The organism is Bradyrhizobium sp. SZCCHNRI3052 (assembly GCF_032484895.1).
Lineage (GTDB): Bacteria > Pseudomonadota > Alphaproteobacteria > Rhizobiales > Xanthobacteraceae > Bradyrhizobium.
The window spans coordinates 366,802-385,998 of record NZ_JAUETW010000003.1 but is presented as its reverse complement, the minus strand read 5'-3'; the positions used below and the strand labels follow the sequence as shown (position 1 = coordinate 385,998).

At 64.8% G+C, this 19,197-nt stretch carries 14 protein-coding genes; 6 read left to right on the top strand and 8 right to left on the bottom strand.

Going from position 1 to position 19,197, the window contains the following annotated elements; genetic code table 11:
- Positions 1–61 precede the first annotated feature (61 nt).
- Positions 62–688 (top strand): DUF2147 domain-containing protein, encoded by a 627-nt coding sequence (locus tag QW887_RS12160; protein ID WP_409977889.1) that lies wholly within the window; start codon positions 62–64, stop codon positions 686–688.
- A 62-nt stretch (positions 689–750) separates the two neighbouring features.
- Here QW887_RS12160 and QW887_RS12155 read toward each other — a convergent pair whose 3' ends face one another.
- Positions 751–3,351 (bottom strand): MMPL family transporter, encoded by a 2,601-nt coding sequence (locus QW887_RS12155; protein ID WP_316194562.1) that lies wholly within the window; start codon positions 3,349–3,351, stop codon positions 751–753.
- A 486-nt stretch (positions 3,352–3,837) separates the two neighbouring features.
- Here QW887_RS12155 and ispH point away from each other — a divergent pair, with 486 nt between their 5' ends.
- Positions 3,838–4,764 (top strand): 4-hydroxy-3-methylbut-2-enyl diphosphate reductase, encoded by a 927-nt coding sequence (gene ispH, locus QW887_RS12150; protein WP_315714888.1) that lies wholly within the window; start codon positions 3,838–3,840, stop codon positions 4,762–4,764.
- 34 nt (positions 4,765–4,798) lie between these two features.
- Positions 4,799–5,947, top strand: coding sequence for an adenosyl-hopene transferase HpnH (hpnH, locus tag QW887_RS12145; RefSeq protein WP_315714889.1), 1,149 nt, complete (start codon positions 4,799–4,801; stop codon positions 5,945–5,947).
- A 108-nt stretch (positions 5,948–6,055) separates the two neighbouring features.
- Here the strand turns inward: hpnH and QW887_RS12140 are convergent, their stop codons facing one another.
- The 5 genes from QW887_RS12140 to QW887_RS12120 form a co-directional block, all read right to left on the bottom strand.
- Positions 6,056–6,820 (bottom strand): phosphorylase, encoded by a 765-nt coding sequence (locus QW887_RS12140; protein WP_409977888.1) that lies wholly within the window; start codon positions 6,818–6,820, stop codon positions 6,056–6,058.
- 343 nt (positions 6,821–7,163) lie between these two features.
- Positions 7,164–8,414 carry a hydroxysqualene dehydroxylase HpnE gene (hpnE, locus tag QW887_RS12135; protein ID WP_315714891.1) on the bottom strand — a complete coding sequence of 417 codons (1,251 nt, stop codon included), beginning with the start codon at positions 8,412–8,414 and terminating at the stop codon, positions 7,164–7,166.
- A complete protein-coding gene (hpnD, locus tag QW887_RS12130; protein ID WP_315714892.1) occupies positions 8,414–9,253 on the bottom strand; it encodes a presqualene diphosphate synthase HpnD in 840 nt (279 codons plus the stop codon). Before hpnD ends, hpnE begins: the two co-directional genes overlap by 1 nt.
- Positions 9,250–10,128, bottom strand: coding sequence for a squalene synthase HpnC (hpnC, locus tag QW887_RS12125; protein ID WP_315714893.1), 879 nt, complete (start codon positions 10,126–10,128; stop codon positions 9,250–9,252). The genes hpnD and hpnC overlap by 4 nt, the downstream gene beginning before the upstream one ends.
- Positions 10,129–10,350: 222 nt before the next feature.
- Positions 10,351–10,587 carry a hypothetical protein gene (locus QW887_RS12120; protein ID WP_315714894.1) on the bottom strand — a complete coding sequence of 79 codons (237 nt, stop codon included), beginning with the start codon at positions 10,585–10,587 and terminating at the stop codon, positions 10,351–10,353.
- Between the two features lie 476 nt (positions 10,588–11,063).
- Here QW887_RS12120 and QW887_RS12115 point away from each other — a divergent pair, with 476 nt between their 5' ends.
- Entirely contained in the window at positions 11,064–11,558 is a 495-nt protein-coding gene (locus QW887_RS12115; RefSeq protein ID WP_315714895.1) for a hypothetical protein, read from the top strand.
- 250 nt (positions 11,559–11,808) lie between these two features.
- Here the strand turns inward: QW887_RS12115 and QW887_RS12110 are convergent, their stop codons facing one another.
- Together QW887_RS12110 and QW887_RS12105 are read right to left on the bottom strand one after the other, a co-directional pair.
- Complete coding sequence (locus QW887_RS12110; RefSeq protein ID WP_316194561.1) at positions 11,809–14,166, bottom strand: efflux RND transporter permease subunit; 2,358 nt, start codon at positions 14,164–14,166, stop codon at positions 11,809–11,811.
- A gap of 394 nt (positions 14,167–14,560) precedes the next feature.
- Positions 14,561–16,147, bottom strand: a complete 1,587-nt coding sequence (locus QW887_RS12105; protein ID WP_315714897.1) for a B12-binding domain-containing radical SAM protein — start codon at positions 16,145–16,147, stop codon at positions 14,561–14,563.
- Between the two features lie 580 nt (positions 16,148–16,727).
- Between QW887_RS12105 and QW887_RS12100 the strand changes: the two genes are divergently transcribed.
- Together QW887_RS12100 and folE are read left to right on the top strand one after the other, a co-directional pair.
- Positions 16,728–18,464 (top strand): methyl-accepting chemotaxis protein, encoded by a 1,737-nt coding sequence (locus tag QW887_RS12100; RefSeq protein WP_315826346.1) that lies wholly within the window; start codon positions 16,728–16,730, stop codon positions 18,462–18,464.
- 90 nt (positions 18,465–18,554) lie between these two features.
- On the top strand, positions 18,555–19,175 hold the full coding sequence (folE, locus tag QW887_RS12095; RefSeq protein ID WP_316188174.1) for a GTP cyclohydrolase I FolE: 621 nt from the start codon (positions 18,555–18,557) through the stop codon (positions 19,173–19,175).
- Positions 19,176–19,197: the final 22 nt, after the last annotated feature.

Sequence of the window (19,197 nt, the reverse complement as noted above, 5' to 3'; positions counted from 1 at the left end):
AACGCGCAATGCGGCGTTTTGCCCTCATTCGCACCATCAAAGCAAGCACGGGTTTCTGCCAATGTTGCATCGCCTTAGATATCTCATGTCGACGACACTAGCATACTCCGCAGTCGTGTTCGCAGCAGGAATTTCTTCCGCGCTCGCGGCCGACCCCACCGGCGACTGGCGGGTCGCCGACGGCGTCGCTAACATCCGAGTCGCACAATGTAATGGCAGCATGTGGGGCGTCGTGGCCTGGGAGAAGACCCCGGGCGGACGCGACAGCAACAACCCCGATCCGGCCCGCCAGAGCCGGCCGACGCTCGGCATGCCGATCCTGATCGATATGAAGAAGAAGCCCGGCGCAGACGCGTGGGAAGGCCAAGTCTACAACGCCAAGGATGGGCAGCTCTACAGCTCCACCATCACGCCGGTCGACCCCGATCACCTGGAGATCAAGGGCTGCGTGCTCGGCTTCCTGTGCGGCGGCGAGACCTGGACGCGGGTTGCTCCGCCGATCCCGTCGAGCCCCGTAAACAGCATGGCCAAAGGTACACAGAAACCAATCGCGCCGGCCCCTGCCCCGGCGGCCAAGACCACGACCGGCGTCGGCAGTGGCGCAACCGCATCGGCCAAGCCGGGACACAAGCCCGCGGACCAGGTCGGCGATATCTGCCTGCTGCCCGATATTGCGCGCGCCCGCTAGTTGGCGTCCGTCACCCGAACAAAAAAGCGGCCGAGAGATCGGCCGCTTTTTCTATTCGGTGATCAAGAGCCCTCTTGCTCCTTGACCTCGCGAGGCTTGCCCATCAGGGCCGGCTGGAACAGCAGCACGGCGGCGAGCGTGGTGACCAGCGACAGCGCCAGCAGCTTGCCCATGCTGGACGTGCCGGGATGGCTCGACAGCCACAGGCTGCCGAATGCGGTCGCCGTCGTCAGTGCGCTGAAGAAGATCGCCCGGGTCAGGCTGGTCTGGAGCAAATTGGTGCGACCGCCGCGCCACGCCACCACGTAGTAGATCTTGAACGCGACGCCAATGCCAAGCAGGAGCGGCAGAGCGACGATGTTGGCGAAGTTCAGCGGCAGCTTGATCAGCACGCAGATCTCCAACGTCACGGCGCCTGCGACCAGCAGCGGCACGATCGTCATCAGCACGTCGGTGAAGCGCTTCAAGGTCACCCACAGCAGCAGGCTGATCACGACCAGCGAGTAGATGCCGGCGTGGATGAATGCCTTAACGATCGTGTCACCGGACTTCAGGATCGAGACCGGCCCGCCGATCGCGTTGGGCTCGGCCGTCAGGACGGCGTTGGCGAATCGCCTGAGATTGTCGTTGTCGTTCGGATCGCCCTTGGGCTGGGCCTCGACCCGAATCAGTCCGTCCTTGCTCTTCCACTGCGACACCAGTTCCGGCGGCAGGTTCGCGAGGCTGACCGGCTGCGCCTGCAGGGTGGCGCTGAGCTGCGTCAGCGTGATCTTCCACGGCTCGACGAACACCGCCTGTGCCTTGTTGCGAACCGCCTCGCTCGCGCCCGCGAGCCTGGCAAGCGCATCTGCGAGCCGCCGCGACGCGACCGCGCCCGGCCCATTGCTCTCGCCCGCGGTGCGCCGGAGATTGTCGACGGTCGAGTTCAGGGCGTCGACATTCTCCTTGTCGCTCGGCGCCGCATCGACCTGATCCGGATTGAGCGCAGGCCCCAACACCTTCGCGCCCTGCGCGATCAGCTTCAGCTTGGCCGGCTGGTCCTCGGGGACGAAGCTGTCGAGCGACATCACGCGCGCTACTTCGGGGAGCTTCTCGAGCTTGGCCTCGATCGCCTTGGCCTCGGTCTCGGAGCGCGTCAGCACGTCGATCGCGTTGGCGCCCGTGTTCGGATCCTTTCGCAGGTCGAGATAGGTCGCGATCGACTCGGCGCGCGGATTGCGCAGGTTCATCGGGTTGAAGTCGAACTTCATGTAGTAGAGCAGCGGCAGGCCGGCGACGACCAGGCCGAGCGTGCCGACGATGATCGGCACGCGGTGCTTCTCGAGGAAATGATCGACCGGCGCCAGGAAGGCATAGCCGACCGGCTCCTTCTCGCCGGGCGGATTGAGAATCCTCAGCAGCGCCGGCAGCACCGTGATCGACGACAGGAACGCGATGATCATGCCGGCGCCGGCGATGGCGCCGAGCTCGGAGATGCCCTTGTAGTCGGTCGGCAGGAAGCACAGGAAGCCGGCAGCCGTCGCCATCGCCGCGAGCGACAGCGGCACCGCGGAGCGGCGCGCGGCTTCCGCCAGCGCCTCCGGCAGATTGTCGTTCTTGAATCGCTCGGAGCGGTAGCGCACGCTGAACTGGATGCCGAAATCGACGCCCAGGCCGATGAACAGCACGGCGAACGCAACCGACAGCAGATTGAGCGAGCCGACCATCATCAGGCCGACGGCCGTGGTGAGGGCGAGGCCGATGAACAGGTTGATGAACACGGCCGAGATGATCTTGGCCGAATGCAGCGCCAGCCACAGGATGATCAGCACGACGACCACGGTGCCGATGCCGTTGACGACGGCGCCCTCCTGCACGGTGGCGTATTCCTCGTTGGCGATCGGCACCGGACCGGTCAGCCGCACGCGCGCGTGAAAGCGGTTGGGGAAATCGAGCTCGGCCGCGGCCTGCCGGATCGCATCGGTGGCGGCCTTGCCGGGCTCCAGGGCCTGGTAGTCGAGGATCGGCTTGAACTGGATGAAGGCGCGCTTGTCGCTGTCTTCGAGCGGCTTGTCGGAGATCAGCTGGCGCCAGGAAAAGGTCGCATCACCCTTGTCGAGCACGGTCTCCACCGTCTGGGAGATGTAGTCGAACGGCCGTGCGGCATTGTCGAGCTTGACCTGGCCGCGCTTGACGCCGGCAAGGCCGGTCTCCAGCGCACCGGTCAGGCCGCGGATCGAGGGGTCCCCGGCCATGATCTCGACGAGCGGCGCTGCCGCCGCGAACTGGTCCGTGAGCTGCTTGACCTCCTCGGTCGGCAGGAACAGCAGGCCGTTCCTGGCGAAGAACTCGCCGCCGCCGAGCAACTCGACCGATGAGAAGTTCGCGGTGTCGCCCTTGAGCTTCTTGGCGAGCGCATCGGCCGCCACACCTGTCATCTCGGGCGTCGCCGCTTCGACCACCGCCAGGATCATCCGATCGCGATCGAAGGCCTGCTCATATTGCTGGTCGCGCTTGCGCCAGTCGAGATCAGGCGAAATCAGCTTGTTGATGTCGGTATTGATCGAGAAATGACGCGCCGTATAGAAGCCCGCACCTACGGAGAGCAGCAGGGCCGCAATCAATGTCGGCCAGGCAAACCGGGTGCAGGCCTTGACGATCGAGACGACAAACGTGGTCAGCACTTCGTGACTTTCTAATGTTTAGAGAGCTGGGCGGAAACGTCCGCTTCATGGCGGAGTTCCCCGATCAGGGCGAGCCCCGGACGCACACATCCTGAGCGGCGCCCCGACCCGGCCTGGCCCAACCTTGAAGACGAGGGTGGTCCGTCGACGGCGGATCAGGTCGAACGATGCACGGAACCGTCGGGGCGGCTGATATAGCGGCTGTTCTCGGCGGTAAAGTGACGAACGAGTGAGAGCATAACCAACTCAATTGATTGATCTAATTTATAATTACTAAATTACCGGTGACCTATTGCGGGCTGTGTGCGACGTGTCACATGCGAGCCACTTGCAGACCGGCTTTCTTCTTCGCTCGATTTTTGACACAAAGTCCTGCGTTTCCATCCGTGTGGCGGGCCATTGGGCATTCGCTGGTGCGATTATTGCAACCCTGTCGCACGCACGGAGGTGCCAGGTCGAAAGTGAGGCAACGTGGCTGGACGTCCAATGCAGGTGTATCTCGCGCAGCCGCGCGGTTTTTGTGCTGGAGTCGTGCGTGCGATCGAGATCGTGGAGCGCGCGCTGGAGAAGTATGGCCCGCCGGTCTATGTGCGTCATGAGATCGTCCACAACAAGCACGTGGTCGAGAGCCTGAAGGCCAAGGGCGCCATCTTCGTCGAGGACCTCTCCGAGGTCCCCCCGCGCGCCGTCACCGTGTTCAGCGCCCACGGCGTCGCCCGGACGGTGGAGGAGGAAGCGGCCGCCCGCGGGCTGCCGGTGCTCAATGCCACCTGCCCGCTGGTGACGAAGGTCCACAACCAGGGCAAGCGCTACATGTCCAAAGGCCGTACCCTGGTACTTATCGGCCATGCCGGCCACCCGGAAGTCGAGGGAACCATGGGCCAGGTTCCCGGCCCGGTCCACCTGGTGCAGAACGTGGCCGATGTGGCCACCCTGCCCCTGCCGGTCGATACCCCGCTGGCCTATATTACCCAGACTACGCTCAGCGTGGACGACACAAGAGACATCATTTTAGCCCTCCAAGCCCGCTTTACAGACCTTCAAGGTCCCGATATCCGGGATATCTGCTATGCGACACAGAACCGGCAATCTGCGGTAAGGGACTTAAGCAAGCTGGTGGACGTCATCCTGGTGGTGGGCGCCGCCAACAGCTCCAACTCGAACAGACTGCGCGAGATCGGCACCGAGGCCGGGGTCGCAAGCTATCTGATCGCTGATGGCAGCGAGCTCGATCCGGTTTGGCTGAAGGATGCCAAGGCCGTCGGCATCACCGCCGGCGCCTCGGCTCCCGAAGTTCTCGTCGACGACGTCATCGAAGCCCTGCGGCGCATCGGACCGGTCGAGGTCGCGGTGGTCCCGGGGCGGGAAGAAAACATCGAATTCCGCCTGCCGGCCGAATTGGTCGCGGGCTGATCGGTCCTCGTTTGGTCCAGAAAGAAGAGACGTAATGGCAATCCCCTTCCATAAGGAACTGCGTATCGGGGCCTATCTGATGAAGCAGAAGCTTCTCGGCCGGAAACGCTATCCGCTCGTGCTGATGCTGGAGCCGCTGTTCCGCTGCAACCTGGCGTGCGCCGGCTGCGGCAAGATCGACTATCCCGACGCGATCCTCAACCGCCGCATGAGCGCGCAGGAGTGCTGGGACGCGGCCGACGAGTGCGGCGCGCCGATGGTCGCGATCCCCGGCGGCGAGCCGCTGATCCACAAGGAGATCGGCGAGATCGTGCGCGGCCTGGTCGCCCGCAAGAAGTTCGTCTCGCTCTGCACCAACGCGCTGCTGCTGGAGAAGAAGCTCGACCTGTTCGAGCCGTCGCCATATTTGTTCTTCTCGGTGCACCTCGACGGCCTGCGCGAGCATCACGACAAGGCGGTGTCGCAGAAGGGCGTGTTCGACCGCGCCGTCTCCGCGATCAAGGCCGCCAAGGCGCGCGGCTTCACCGTCAACGTCAACGCCACGGTGTTCGACGGCCATCCCGCCGAGGAGATCGCCAAGTTCCTGGACTTCACGACCGAGCTCGGCGTCGGCGTGACCATGTCGCCCGGCTATGCCTATGAGCGCGCGCCGGACCAGGAGCACTTCCTCAACCGCACCAAGACCAAGCAGCTGTTCCGCGACGTCTTCAAGCTCGGCAAGGGCAAGAAGTGGAATTTCATGCATTCCGGTCTGTTCCTCGACTTCCTGGCCGGCAACCAGGAGTTCGAGTGCACCCCCTGGGGCATGCCTGCGCGCAACATCTTCGGCTGGCAGAAGCCCTGCTATCTGCTCGGCGAAGGCTACACCAAGACCTTCAAGGAGCTGATGGAGACCACCGACTGGGACTCCTACGGCACCGGCAAGTACGAGAAGTGTGCCGACTGCATGGCGCATTGCGGCTACGAGGCGACCGCCGCCAATGCGGCGTTGACCAACCCGATCAAGGCGATGTTCGTGTCGCTGCGCGGCATCAAGACCGAAGGCCCGATGGCGCCGGAGATCGACCTCTCCAAGCAGCGCCCGGCGCAGTACGTGTTCTCGTCGGAGGTGCAGAAGCGCCTCTCCGAGATCCGTCACGACGAGGCGATCGAGGCGCAGCAGAAGGCCTCGACGGCCGCCTGATCTTCACGGCTCTGATCAATCAAAAGGCCGCCGAGTGATCGGCGGCCTTTTTCATTGAACTGATCTGTGGATCGGGATGGACGCTACGCTCCGCGATGAGCAAACGGCTCACGCCTCGGCAGCGGCCAGCGTCTCGGTCTCGAGGAAATGCTCAGCCGCCAGCATGCCGCTCAGCAGCAGGTCGCGGGCGCCGCGCAGCGAGCGCAGGGCGCGATTGAACTCGATGCCCGTCGACACCAGGCCGCGCAGCACGGCCGGATTGCGGGCGACGCCGCGCAGGATCATCGGCAGGTCGATGTCGCCGTTGGGCTTGATGGCGTCCTTGGCAAGCGACGGGAGGGTGCGATGGGCGGGATCGGAGATCACCCGCAGCGCCGCGAACGGCAGCCCGTACTCGGCGGCATAGGCGGCGGCGATGTGGCTCTCCATGTCGACCGCGGCCGCGCCGGTCTTCATGCGCAGCGCCGCCTTGCGGGCCTGGGCCACCACCACCTCTTCGGCCCCGGCGAGCACGCCGCGCACGACGCGGCGCTTCTTCAGGGCGGCGCGGGCGATGTGCTCCTCGCGCAGCGACAGGCCCGACAGCCAGCGGGCATCGCCGGCGGTCACTTCGGTGGCGACGACGATGTCGCCGGCCTTGAGGCTCGGATCGAGACCGCCGGCCACGCCGAAGCTGACGACGCCGCGGATCGAGGTCGGATCGAACACGGTGAGCAGCGAGCGCAACTGCCTGGGGTCGCTCGAGCTGCAGATCACCATCATGCCGGGCCCGGCAGCAATCCGGGCCTCCTGCACCAAGCCCGTCACGACCAAGACCGGCCGCGAATCAATCGGGCGATCCGCGGACGTGTCGTCCCCCATCCCCAACTTCACAATCCGACCCCTGACACCTTCTCGGACGTCGCCTGATCCGACGTCTCCGTCTCTTGTTCCAAAGCCTCAGCCACGGCGGCGCCAGAGCGGAAAGGCCTTAACAAACCGAGGATTACGCAGAAAAAATCCGCGAGGAAACCCCGTTTGCGCCGCACTGCACCGGCACCTGATGCGTTTTTTGCCCGGTGTTGCCATTTGGCCCCGCCGATCCCTGTTCCGTCCTGGAACAGATTGCGCCGGTGCCACCGGGCGTGGAACTTTAAGCAAGAACCACGCCACGAAAATGTGAGACTCACGGCAAGCGGCATGACGGCGCGGGCAGATCCGGCCGCCCCTGCGCCGGTCAGCCGTGCCCGAGCAGGAGATTCGCAGCGCGGTCGCCGGAGCGCACCGAGCCTTCGATTGTTGCCGGCAGGCCGGTATCGGTCCAGTCCCCCGCCAGAGCGAGATTGCCGAACGCCGTCTTCGCTCCCGGTCGGAGCGCGTTCTGCTCGGGCGTCGCCTCGAAGGTGGCGCGACGCTCGCGCACGATCTGCCACGGCGGCAGCTCCGCCGTGATCCCGGCGGCCTTGCAGACGTCGGCCCAGATCGCGGCGGCGAGCTCCTCGCGCGGCACGTCGACGAGGCGATCGCCATTGCTGATGGTGACCGAGAGCCGCTGCGGGAAGGCGAACAGCCACTCGACCAGGCCGCCGACAACCCCGAGAAGAGCTGGTGCATCGCGCGGCGGCGTGATGCGGAAATGGGCATTGACGATGGCACGATATTTCGTCGGCCCCGTGAGCCCCGGCAGCAGGGCCATCGCCGGCCGCGGCGGCACGGCGAGCACCACGACATCGGACGGACCGAGCGCGACGGTTTCATCGCCGCCGAACCTGAGCCCGGTGACGCGACCGCCCCCATCGTCGAGGCCGCGCAGCTCGCGGCCGATCCGCACGCTGCCGCCCTTGCCTTCCAGGAATTTCACGGCCGGATCGATCAGCACGCCCGACAGGCCGTCGCGCGCGATCAACGGCCGGCAGGCCTGGCCGCCGGCGAGCAAGGTCTCGCGAACGATGGCGCCGGCCAGCCCCGCCGACCCCTCCGGCGGATCGCAGTTGAGCGCCGCAAGCAGCAGCGGCTGCACCAGACGGTCATACAGCGTACCCTTGCAGGGGATCGTGCTGCCGATCGTCCTGGACGTACCGGCCCAGATCAGCGGCGACAGCGCGAGATAGTCGCCTAGCTTGGTATCCGGCACGCGGCGGCCCTCGTCGAACACCCACAGCGGCAGCCGGCCGTTGCCGAGATCGAGCAGCCAGCGCTGGCCGCTCCGGATGTCGACGAAGGCGAACTGCGCCTTCTCCGGCCCGACCAGCCCCGCTTCCGAGCCGATCGCGCGGGCATAGGACAGCACGTGATGATTGGCCGACAGCAGCAAATGGTTGCCGTTGTCGATCACCAGGTCGGTCGCGGCGTCGTAATAGGACCGGCAGCGGCCGCCGAGCTGCTGCGTCGCCTCGTGGACATGGACGATGTAGCCCGCATTGGCGAGCCGCACGCCGGCGGAAAGGCCGGACACGCCGGCGCCGATGATGTGAGCTGTCTTCTGCATCAGATGATTGCGTAACGAAGGATGATGCCGATCTTCGTGAGCTTGCTCACGCGGACGGGCTCGCGCGGCAGCGCGAAGCCTCGCTCGAGCAAGAGGTCGAACACGGCACGATAGTATTTTGACATGATCCGCGGCGCCCGCACGGCGCGCCGGCGATTTCGCCGCATGATCTCGTCGGCCTTCTCGAAATGCGTCTTGGCCCTGACCGCAACCGAGTTGCAGACCTTGGGCAGCGCGCGCTCCTGCGTGACCTTGGCCGGATCGTCGCCGGTGATGCCGGCGAACAGCAGCGCCTCGCGCGGCAGGTACAGCCGGCCGATCGCCGCGTCCTCGTCGATGTCGCGCAGGATGTTGGTGAGTTGCAGCGCGCGGCCGAGATGATGGGCAAGCAGGATGCCGTCCTCCTCGGGCATGCCGAAGATGCGCACCGAGAGCCGGCCAACCGCGCTCGCCACGCGATCGCAGTAGAGGTCGAGCGTCGCGAGATCGGGCGCGCGGATCTCCTGCGGCACGTCCATCTCCATGCCGTCGATGATGGCGAGGAAGTCCTCGCGCTTCAGCCCGAAGGTCTTCACCGAGCTGACATAGTCGCGCAGCCGCGGCGGCGGGTTGCCCTGGTACAGCGCGTCGATGTCGTCGCGCCATTTCTGCAGCGCCGCGAGCCGCTCGGGCCGCGGGCCGTCGGAATCGGCGATGTCGTCGACCTCGCGGCAGAAACTGTAGACCTGGAACATCGCGTCGCGCTGGGCGCGCGGCAGGATGCGCATGGCGGCATAGAACGAGCTGCCGGAGGCTGCCGTGCCGTGATCGATATTGTCTGCGGTTGCCTCGAGGGTCATGCGCCGGCTGCCGATTTGGTGACGGGATGACGCCCGGCCACGCGGCGGCCGATCTCGCCCATGACCGACGTGAAGGTGAGACCGAGCATGCCGACGGGCGACAGGTGCACGCGCTCGCTCAGCGGATCGCGCACCTTCAGCAACGCCACGATGCGGTCGGCGAAAGCCTGGATCACGGCGATCTCCAGTCCGAAGCGGAAATCCTTGACGCCGCTGTTGAGGTCCCTGCCCTCATCGAGCAGCGCCGCGTTGCGCACCGCGAGCTTCTGCAGGCAGGTCAGCAGAGGCGGCGGCGACTTGGCCTCGCCGAGCATCTCGACGGTCGCGCCGGCTTCCGCCAGCGCATCGCGCGGCAGATACACGCGGTTGAGCGCCTTGTAGTCCTTGCCGCAGTCCTGCAAATGATTGTTGATCTGCAGGCCCGCACAGATCGCGTCCGAGGCCGGCCAGGTCGCGGTGGACTCGCCGTGCACGTCGAGCATGAAGCGTCCGACCGGCATCGCCGAGTAGCGGCAGTAGTGGATGACCTCGTCCCAGTTCTCGTAGCGCAGCTTGGTCACGTCCATCCGGAAGGCAACCAGCAGATCGAGCGCGTGCCGGGGCGGCATGCCGCGCTCGGCGAGCGCCCGGCGCAGGCTGACGGCGACGTCCTGGGTCTCGCCGGTCCCGGTCAGCTCGGCTTCGAGCAGATCGAGCAGCCCCAGCTTCTCGTCGCCCGGCAGGCTCGGATGGTCGGCGATGTCGTCGGCGGTGCGCACGAAATTGTAGAAGGCGAGGATCAGCGCCCGGTGCTCGGGACGGATGATCCACGACGCCACCGGAAAGTTCTCGTCCCGGTGTGTCTTGCCGGATCGCAAATCGCTCGCGGTGGTCATGGACGAAACAGCTATCAGGTTGAAAGGGCGCTACCGAAAACAATGCCCGCCGCTTCGCTCATGCGAACGGATTGCTCGCCCCATATAGGCGAAGATCCCGCCAAAACCAATGCAATCGATGTCGGGCAGTCCATAGGACCGAACCGCCGGCCTCCCCTGAGGGGCGGGCCGGCGGTCGTTAACCAAGGGAGTTCGGAAACAACCGTTCCGAACGGCAACCGCTTACTGGTTGTGGGTCTTCAGAACCTGGTCGCAGGCCGGGCTGATCTTGGGCCGGTTCTCCTTGAGGCACGCCAGAATGGTGAAGTCACCCTGATCGATGACGGCACGGCAGAACTTCTGAACGTCACGCGTGCAGGCCGCCTGCTCTTCGGGCGTGCCGCCGCGGCCTTGCGCGAACGCACCGGTGGAAACGGACACCGACGACAGCAGGGAAAGTGCCAGGAAAATCTTACGCATCGTGTTCCTTCATTTTGACAGCGGAGGAGACCTCCCGGATCGCCGATGCTGCCCGGGAAACACCTGTTTGGTTTGGCAAGGACCGCAAGCCCCCCAGCGCCGGAGGTACGCTGCCAAATGCGGCCAAATTTGCGCCCTATGATCCCGAGCGGATCAAGCTCGGAGATCACAGCTTTGGCACAAACAAGGCGTTGATACTAGGGCGTTATTCTCGGAACACGTTTTTCGCATTTGGCTGTTGCAAGCATGCCGCGCGGACCGTTAGATGCAGCGCCGTCGAGGCGGCTTGCGTGCAGCCGTCTTGCGAGGACGACCATTCGGCGCCGACCGGTCGCACGGCGTCGGCGGGCATCATGGCATCCGGTCGCAGCGCCCGACCGGCCGTCATTTGAACCTAACCTTCGGCGAGAACACCAAGTGTTCGAAGCGGCGGCATACGCCGACACAGCGGTGTCATTTTGGATGGGAAACTCGATATGAAACTGTTCGGCTCATCTTTCTCGGGGCACGTCATCAAGGCCGCCGGTCTCGGAGCGGCACTGTTCGTGGCGGCGACCGCAGTTCAGGCTCAGTCGGGCCCCTTCGCCGGCTTCGACGGCTCGTGGTCGGGCAACGGCACGGTCGCGCTGTCGGACGGCACCACCGAGCGCATCCGCTGCAAGGCCAGCTACAAGGTGGCCGGCGCCAATCTGAAGCAGAGCCTGCAATGCGCCAGCGACAGCTACAAGTTCCTCCTGTCCAGTGACGTCACCAGCCAGGGCGACCGCATCTCCGGCAACTGGAGCGAATCCAGCCGCAACGTGAACGGCGAATTGCAGGGCACCGCCGGCAACGGCCAGATCGACGTGTTCGTGCAGGCCGCCGGCTTCGCCGCCAGCATCACCCTGAGGACCAGCGGCAACAAGCAGGTCGTGCAGATCTCCTCCAAGGGCGAGATCCGCGGCGTCAACATCACGATGTCGAAGACCTGATCCTTGGACCGGAGCGCGTCGCGCGCTGACGGGCAGTCGAATGCGCAAACGGCCCTGACAATGTCAGGGCCGTTTTGTTTTGCGGTGCTTCCGCAACCCTCGGATACGAATGAGACCCGCCGCTGTCGTCGCCCGGCTTGAGGGCGACCCAGTCTTCCGGAGGCTGTCGTGATTGAACCGATAGGCCGCGGCGTACTGAATCACCTGCTTTCGCGGGTGATGACGGCCCTGGTTGACGCAACAGCCTGGGCTAAAGCGGCTTGCGCTTCAGCTTCTGCGACAGGTTGATGAGGAACATCGCGGTCGGGCGGAGGATGAAGAGGTCGGCAAACAGCGCCGCCACCATCGAGAACGCGCTGAGCCAACCGAACAGCCGCAGCGACGGCAGATCCGAGAACACGGTGACGACCAGGCCGCAGGCCAGCACCACGGTGGTGAGGATCAGCGCCGGTCCGACCAGCACGGTGGCGCGCTCCACTGCGACTGCGGCACTGACGCCGGGCGCGCTCTCCATCCGCAGCCGGTTCAGGAAGTGGATGGTGGCCGACAGGCCAAGGCCGAAGGAGACCGTGAGCGCCACCACGCTGGCAAATTGCAGCCCCTCCCCCATTGCCCACAGCACAGTGCCCGACATCACGACAGGGAAAATGCCGGGCAGGATGCAGGCGAGCATGACGACCCAGGACCGGAAGGCCAGCCCGATGAACATCGCCACCAGCGCGAACTCGATCGTCAGCCCATGGTTGAGCTTTTCGATCATGCCGGCGGAGTTGCGCGCGGCGATGGCGGCGAGACCGGTAACGGCGATTTCATAGCCGGGATGCTTCTTTCTCACCGCATCGAGCTCGCGGTCGAGCTTGTCGACCACCGGCAGCAGCTGGCTGGAATCGACATCCGGCACACGGCCGGCGACCACGACGGCGTCCTGCTCCTTGTCGATGAAGCGGCGCACGAGGTGCTCGGGGATCAGATTGACGTATTCCTGCAACGTCGCCGTATCCGACGAGCCGGCCTTCTCGGCCAGCCAGCGCCGGAGCGTCTCGACCGACCAGACGTTGCCGACACCAGCAGTCTTTTCGACGGTGGCATGGACGTCGGCGATCGTCTGCAACGTCTCCGGCGCATAGAGCGAGGCGCCCTTCGGAAACTGGATGAGCACGTTGACCGGGTTGGCGCCGGTCAGCTTGGCATCGAGCCGGTTGCTTGCTGCAACCGCCTGCTGCTTGTCCGGCACCTGGTCGGCGAGGCGATAGCGCGGCTCCAGGGTCGAATACACCACCGCGAGCGAGCCGACGAACAGCACCGCGATCAGGCTGAACAGGCCGGGACGGCCGACCATGCGCACCGCGATCCAGTAGCAGAAATTGCGCAGCGCCTGGACGCCGGCGTCGGCGCCCTGGAATTTGACCGCGAATGTCTTCTCGTTGCGCACCAGCAGCACGCCGAACACCGGCACCAGCGACAGCACCGCGACCAGCGCGATGATGGTGGCTGCGAGCCCCGCCTCACCGAACTTGCGGATCAGGTCGCTGTCGGAAAACTGCAGAGCGATGAAGGAAATGCCGGCGGTGGCGTGGGTCAGCACGCAAGCCGGGCCGACGACCAGCACGGCGTTCTTGAACGCCGTCACCTTGTCCTGCCCCGCGATCAGGCGGTCGCGGGCGGCGAAGGTAAGCTGCATCGAATCGGAGAAGCTGATGACCATGATGAGCGGCGTCATCACGTTCAGGAACATGTTGAGATTGAAATTGGCCCAGCCGAGCGCGCCGAGCGCGAGCATGATCGCGATCAGCGGCGGAAACGCCGCTGCGATCATGAAGGAGACCTTGCGGAAGAAGATGATGGCGATGATGCAGCCGGCGAGAATGCCGAGAATGTTGTAGGTCAGCCCGTCGCGTTCCACCGCGTTGCGGATCTCGAGCTGCATGACCGGCACGCCGGAAAGCTGGAAATTCAGGCCGGTGTCGGCGAGGTCCTCCGCCATCAGCTTCCGGATGTCGCCCACCACCTTCCCGAGATCGTTCGAGGCGACCACCTTGGGCTCGAGCGACAGCACGATCAGGGCGAGCGTGCCGTCCTCCGACAACAGCTTGCCGCGGATGATCTCGTTCGACTTCACCGTTTCGATGAACTTGTCGTAGGCCTCGCCCTCCGGCAGATCCGACGGAAACAGCGCCGCCGGCAGCTTGCCGGGCGCCGGCGCCTGACGGGCCGAGAACAGCGACACCAGGCCACGGGTACCCTCGACCAGTTGCAGGTCGGTCACGAAGTCGCGAAGCTTCTCGAGGTTCTGGCGGGCCAGCAAGGTCTGGCCCTCGACCACGACGAGGACGTCGAATTCCTCGGCCGGGAACTTCTTCGTCACCTCCTCGTACTGGTGGAATTCCCTGCTGTCGGAGCGAAACAGCTGGCTGAGCGAATCGTCGATCTGGATGCGCTTGATGCCGAACACCGCCGCCACGATGAGGACGAGCAGGACGACGCAGGAGAAGATCGGCGCCTTGACCGCGAGGAGGCCGAGTCGTTCGATGCCAAAAGCGATGCTGTCGGCCGGCCGGTGCTCGACCTTCTCGACATGGACTTCGTTGTCGTGCCTGACTTCCAGCATGTGGTGTCCAGTGGTTGGGGTGCGGCCCAATTCGGAGGGCCTGAGCGCATAGGGCAGAAATAAGGCCGCTCAGCGAAGCAGAGATGACCGCATTGTGGCCCGCAGCCCAAGCTAATCCTTGAAAACACGTGAAAATTCGTCGAGGCGGTCTAGCAGGGTTCACTCCCCGGCCGCAACCTTGCGCGGCCACACAAGACAGCGAGCCGCCACGGCTTCCGATCACGCCACGATTCTGCCGTGCTTGAAAAGAGCGTGGATGGCCCCGGCGGACGCGAGGCTCGAAACCTGAACGACTCAAGGACCGGTATCCGACCGAGCCGTCCCCTTGCTCTGGGCAGGCCGCGAGCCAGTGCTGGCGAGCACCACTCGCCGCACCAAGTTCCACAGAGGACCATCACCCTGCGGGAAGGGCGGCCTCGCGCAGCCGGATCGAGTAGTTCGACGCGTTCTGATGCCCGCGCGAGGCGGCGCGCGCAAACATGATGAGGTGATGCGCGATCAGCGCCACGGCGATGAAATTCTCGATCTCGCCTCGCTTGAGCTGGCTCCAGGCAAAGCGCCAGAACGGCCGCTTGTAGTCGCCGAGCACGCCCACCTTCCAGAAGATCTTGCCCATCATGACCAGGCCGCGCCTGATGTTCGGCCAACTCTTCATCTCGTCGCTGACCGGCACCTCGATGCGGTTGGCATAGGTGGTGTCGCATTGGTGCTTGTAGCGCGCGAACAGCCGCTCCGGCTCATAGGCCACCTCCATGCAGCGCCGCCACGCCGTGACCACCTCGTCATAGGGCATCAGGAATTTCACGTTGGAGTCGCGACCGTCATCGTGGACCAGCCTGCCCTCGCGCTCGAGGCGATCCCACAGGGGCGTCTTCGGCAGCGCCTGCAGCAGATTGATCGTGAGCAGCGGGATCCGGCTCTCCTCGACGAACTGCAGCAGCGCGTCCGCGGTCTGCGGCGTGTCGGTGTCCAGCCCCATGATGATACCGGAGACGACCTCCATGCCGTAGCTGTTGATGGTCCTGATCCCCTCCAGGATCGGCACCATCATGTTGTGATCTTTCTGCATCGCCGTCAGCGCATCCGGATCGGGCGTCTCGATGCCGCAGAAGATGGTGATGAAATAGGCCTCACGCATCTTCTCCAGGATCTCGGGCCGCTTGGCGATGTTGAGCGTGGCCTCGCAGGCGAGCCGCATCACATAGCCGGTGCGCTTCTGCCATTCGATCAGATGCGGCAGCAGCTCCGTCGCGGCTTTGCGGTTGCCGATGAAGTTGTCGTCGACGAAATAGACCGAGCCGGTGACGCCGCATTCCCTGAGCTTGTCCAGCTCGGCGATGATCTGCTGCGGCGACTTGATGCGCGGGTTGCGCCCATAGAGGCCGGGGATGTCGCAGAACTCGCACTGATAGGGGCAGCCGCTGGAATACTGGATACTGCCGAGAAAGTACTTCTTCACCTCGGCGAGCTCGTAGGCCGGCACCGGGAAATCCGTCATCGCCACCCGCTCGTTGGTCCGCAGCACGACCTGCTGCGCAGGCCGTGACGGATCCCGCGCCAGCCGCGCGATCAGCTCGTCGGTCGCATCACCGAGCTCGCCGACATGCAGATAGTCGAAGCTCGGGTAGTAGTCCGGACAGGCGCTGACCGAGGGGCCGCCGAGCGCGACCGGCAGGTCGAACGCGTGCGCCCGCTGGCAGATGTCGTTCATCTGCTGACGCTGGATGTGCATGCCGCTGACGAACACCGCTTCGGCCCATGAGAAATCCTCGTCCTGCGCCGGGCGGATGTTCTCATCGATGAAGCGCACCTGCCAGGAACCCGGAAGATAGGCCGCGATCAGCAGCAGCCCCTGCGGCGGCATGAAAGCCTGGATGCCGTCGGTGAGCGGATAGGCATGCTCGAAGGTTCCGAACGACGAGGTGTAGCGCGGAAACACACAGAGAATGCGACGTACCGTTTCGATGCCCTCGAATCTCATCGACTGCCCCTCGCGACAACCCGCTAACCGGTTACCTTACGGCCGAAGATAAGGCTTCGCTACCCCTTCCGGAAAAGTTGAGTGCGATCGCGCCTTCCGCTCCTGTCGCAAGGCGCGAGGTCCCGCCGCGTGCCAGATGCTCACGCTGCCTGGCATGATCAGACGCGACCTGACGAGGCAACCTGATCCGATGCATCGCAATACGGATGGCGGAATGCGAAGGGCGATCCAAAGTTCCAATCGGATGGATAATTGATCGGTCGAGCGCGACGACTGCTCCCGCCTGTCTCCGACCGACGAACCAATTGCGGAGCGCGCGTGCGCGGCCACTGGTTTGCAATGCATTTGCAGGGGAACGAGGAGCCTCGAAATGGCGCATGCCCTCCGTAGTCGACCGGATGCCCCGGCGCCCGCCCCTGCTGCGGAGCACCAACTAATCGATTGAAACGCCAAGCAAAGTACGCTGTGGTTGCATAATACTGACGGTGTCCACTTAACGCTTTCTCCATGAAGGTTTTGCATAACTATTAACAATCAAGCGCCTCCTCCGTCGTAGCAAAAACTCGCGGTATCTCACCTCATGACCTCAAGCCCGACGTCAACGAAGACGGCCACGCGCCAATCCATCGCAGTCAAGCTCTACGCAATCTTTGCGTTGTTTGCGCTATTGACCGCCGCAATCACCTGGCTGTCCGACTACAACTCGCGGCGAGCCACGGAGCTCATCAAAGCCATCGAGACAGCCAATCTCGCCGCTCACAACGTTCAGCTGGTCAACGGCCTTGTCTATGCCGTCGTCATGGAGTCGCGCGGCGTCTATATGTCGACAGACCCCGCCGTCGTGAAGCAATACGGCAACGGCTTGCTCAAGTTCAATGCCGACATCCTGAAGGTCGTCGACAAGTGGCAGGCGATCGTCCAGGCCGACGACGCCCAGCAATTCGCAACGTTCAAGAAGCGGATCGAGCAATTCGTCGAATTCCGCGCCGAACTGGTCCGCCGCGCCAATGAAATCAGCCCGGCTGCGGGACGCGAGTGGGGCGACAACGATGCCAATCGCTCCGTGCGCAAGGCGCTCAACACGGATCTCGAGGCGCTGTCCAAAGTCTATGTCGAGCGCGCAGGAAAGATCGCCGAGGAAACGGCGCTGAACAACAAGCTCTCGCTCGTGCTGACCGGTCTTGGCGGCCTGATGCTGGTTCTGGTCGCAGCCGGCGTGGTGATCATCGCCCGCTCGATCGCTCGGCCGCTGTCGCAGATCACCGATACGATCCGCCAGGTCGCGACCGGCGCCGAGAACGTCGAGGTGCCGCATGCCGGACGGGCCGACGAGATCGGCGAGCTCGCCCGCGCCATCGGCGTGTTCCAGCAGGCGATGGCCCATAACCGCGACCTCAATGTCCAGGTCTCGCAGGACTCGGAAATCCGCGAAGCCCGGGCCCGCCACATCGAGACCGCGGTCGAGCAATTCCGCACCGCGATCGGCAGCGTGATGCGGACCGTCACCGAGAACGCCGCCGCGATGCGCCAAACCGCCGAGATGATCACGCGGCTGACGGCCGACGCCAACGAGCGCGCGGTCACCGCGGCCGGCGCCACGTCGCAGGCCTCGACCAACGTCTCCGCCGTCGCCAGCGCCGCAGAGGAGCTGTCGACGTCGGTCGAGGAGATCGGCCGGCAGATCCGGCAGTCGGCCGGCGCCGTCGAGCAGACCGGCCAACGCACCGAGAAGTCGGTCACGGAGATCGAGGGCCTTGCCGCCGCCACCCAGCGCATCGACGGCGTACTGACCCTGATCCAGACCATCGCCGAGCAGACCAATCTCCTCGCGCTGAATGCGACCATCGAGGCCGCCCGCGCCGGCGAGGCCGGCCGTGGCTTTGCCGTGGTCGCTCACGAGGTCAAGGCGCTGGCCGGGCAGACGGCCAAGGCGACCGAGGAGATCAGCCAGAACGTCGGCCTGATCCAGGCCTCGACCAAGACCGCGGTCGACGCCGTCCGCGAGATTGGCCAGGCGGTCCGCGGCATCAACGAGATCACCTCGAACATCTCCAATGCCATCCAGCAGCAGGACCAGGCGACGCGGGAGATCTCGACCAACGCGCAGTCGACCGCCCAGGGCAACCAGACGCTGGTCATGAACATCGACTCGCTGCGCGACGCCATCAGCGAGACCTCGACGGCCGCCGCCTCCGTCCTGTCGGCGTCCGGCGACCTCAACGCGACCGCGCAGACGCTCGCTAACGAGGTCGAGAAGTTCTTCCAGAACCTGCGCTCGGGTCCGTCTGCGGAGATGCGGCTGCGCAAGGCGAGCTGACGGCGGCGAGCCATCGGTTGCGGAAATCGCCCCCACAAGACGTGATCCGTTCCGACACCGGAACCGTTTCTTGGTTTTTGGAGAGCCATCGTGCGCCAGACAGCCAAGAAACTTCCGTTCGCCTGCGACCCGGTTGAGGTCACCCAGGATGACGTCGAGGACGCCATCCGCACCATCCTGACCTGGATCGGCGAGGACCCGTCACGCGAGGGTCTCTCCGAGACCCCGGCCCGCGTCGCGCGGGCCTACAAGAGCTATTTTTCCGGCTATGAGCAGAACCCCGAGGAGTATCTGCGCAAGACGTTCGAGGAGACCGCCGGCTACGACGAGATGGTGCTGTTGCGGAACATCCCGTTCCAGAGCCATTGCGAGCACCACATGGCGCCCATCATCGGCCGCGCCTGGGTCGGCTACGTGCCGCGCAACCGCGTGGTCGGGATTTCCAAGCTCGCCCGGGTCGTCGAGGCCTATGCCAGCCGGCTGCAGATCCAGGAACGCATGACCGCCGAGATCGCCAACATCATCGACGAGGTGCTGCAGCCGCAGGGCGTGGCGGTCGTGATCAAGGCAGCCCATCACTGCATCAGCTCGCGCGGCGTCAAGAAGCACGGCGTCGATCTCACCACCAGCCGCATGCTCGGCTGCTTCCGCACCGACCCGATGAGCCGCCAGGAGTTCCTGGCGATGGTCAATTCCGACCTGAAGGATTGAGGGGCACGGAAAATCGTCCGCC

What these genes read in the sequence shown, in the direction of transcription:
- hpnD (WP_315714892.1), bottom strand. Translation starts at nt 9,253, where the DNA reads ATGACCCTCGAGGCAACCGCAGACAATATCGATCACGGCACGGCAGCC.
- hpnC (WP_315714893.1), bottom strand. Translation starts at nt 10,128, where the DNA reads ATGACCACCGCGAGCGATTTGCGATCCGGCAAGACACACCGGGACGAG.
- QW887_RS12115 (WP_315714895.1), top strand. Translation starts at nt 11,064, where the DNA reads ATGAAACTGTTCGGCTCATCTTTCTCGGGGCACGTCATCAAGGCCGCC.
- QW887_RS12160 (WP_409977889.1), top strand. Translation starts at nt 62, where the DNA reads ATGTTGCATCGCCTTAGATATCTCATGTCGACGACACTAGCATACTCC.
- QW887_RS12105 (WP_315714897.1), bottom strand. Translation starts at nt 16,147, where the DNA reads ATGAGATTCGAGGGCATCGAAACGGTACGTCGCATTCTCTGTGTGTTT.
- hpnH (WP_315714889.1), top strand. Translation starts at nt 4,799, where the DNA reads ATGGCAATCCCCTTCCATAAGGAACTGCGTATCGGGGCCTATCTGATG.
- hpnE (WP_315714891.1), bottom strand. Translation starts at nt 8,414, where the DNA reads ATGCAGAAGACAGCTCACATCATCGGCGCCGGCGTGTCCGGCCTTTCC.
- QW887_RS12100 (WP_315826346.1), top strand. Translation starts at nt 16,728, where the DNA reads ATGACCTCAAGCCCGACGTCAACGAAGACGGCCACGCGCCAATCCATC.
- QW887_RS12110 (WP_316194561.1), bottom strand. Translation starts at nt 14,166, where the DNA reads ATGCTGGAAGTCAGGCACGACAACGAAGTCCATGTCGAGAAGGTCGAG.
- QW887_RS12120 (WP_315714894.1), bottom strand. Translation starts at nt 10,587, where the DNA reads ATGCGTAAGATTTTCCTGGCACTTTCCCTGCTGTCGTCGGTGTCCGTT.
- ispH (WP_315714888.1), top strand. Translation starts at nt 3,838, where the DNA reads ATGCAGGTGTATCTCGCGCAGCCGCGCGGTTTTTGTGCTGGAGTCGTG.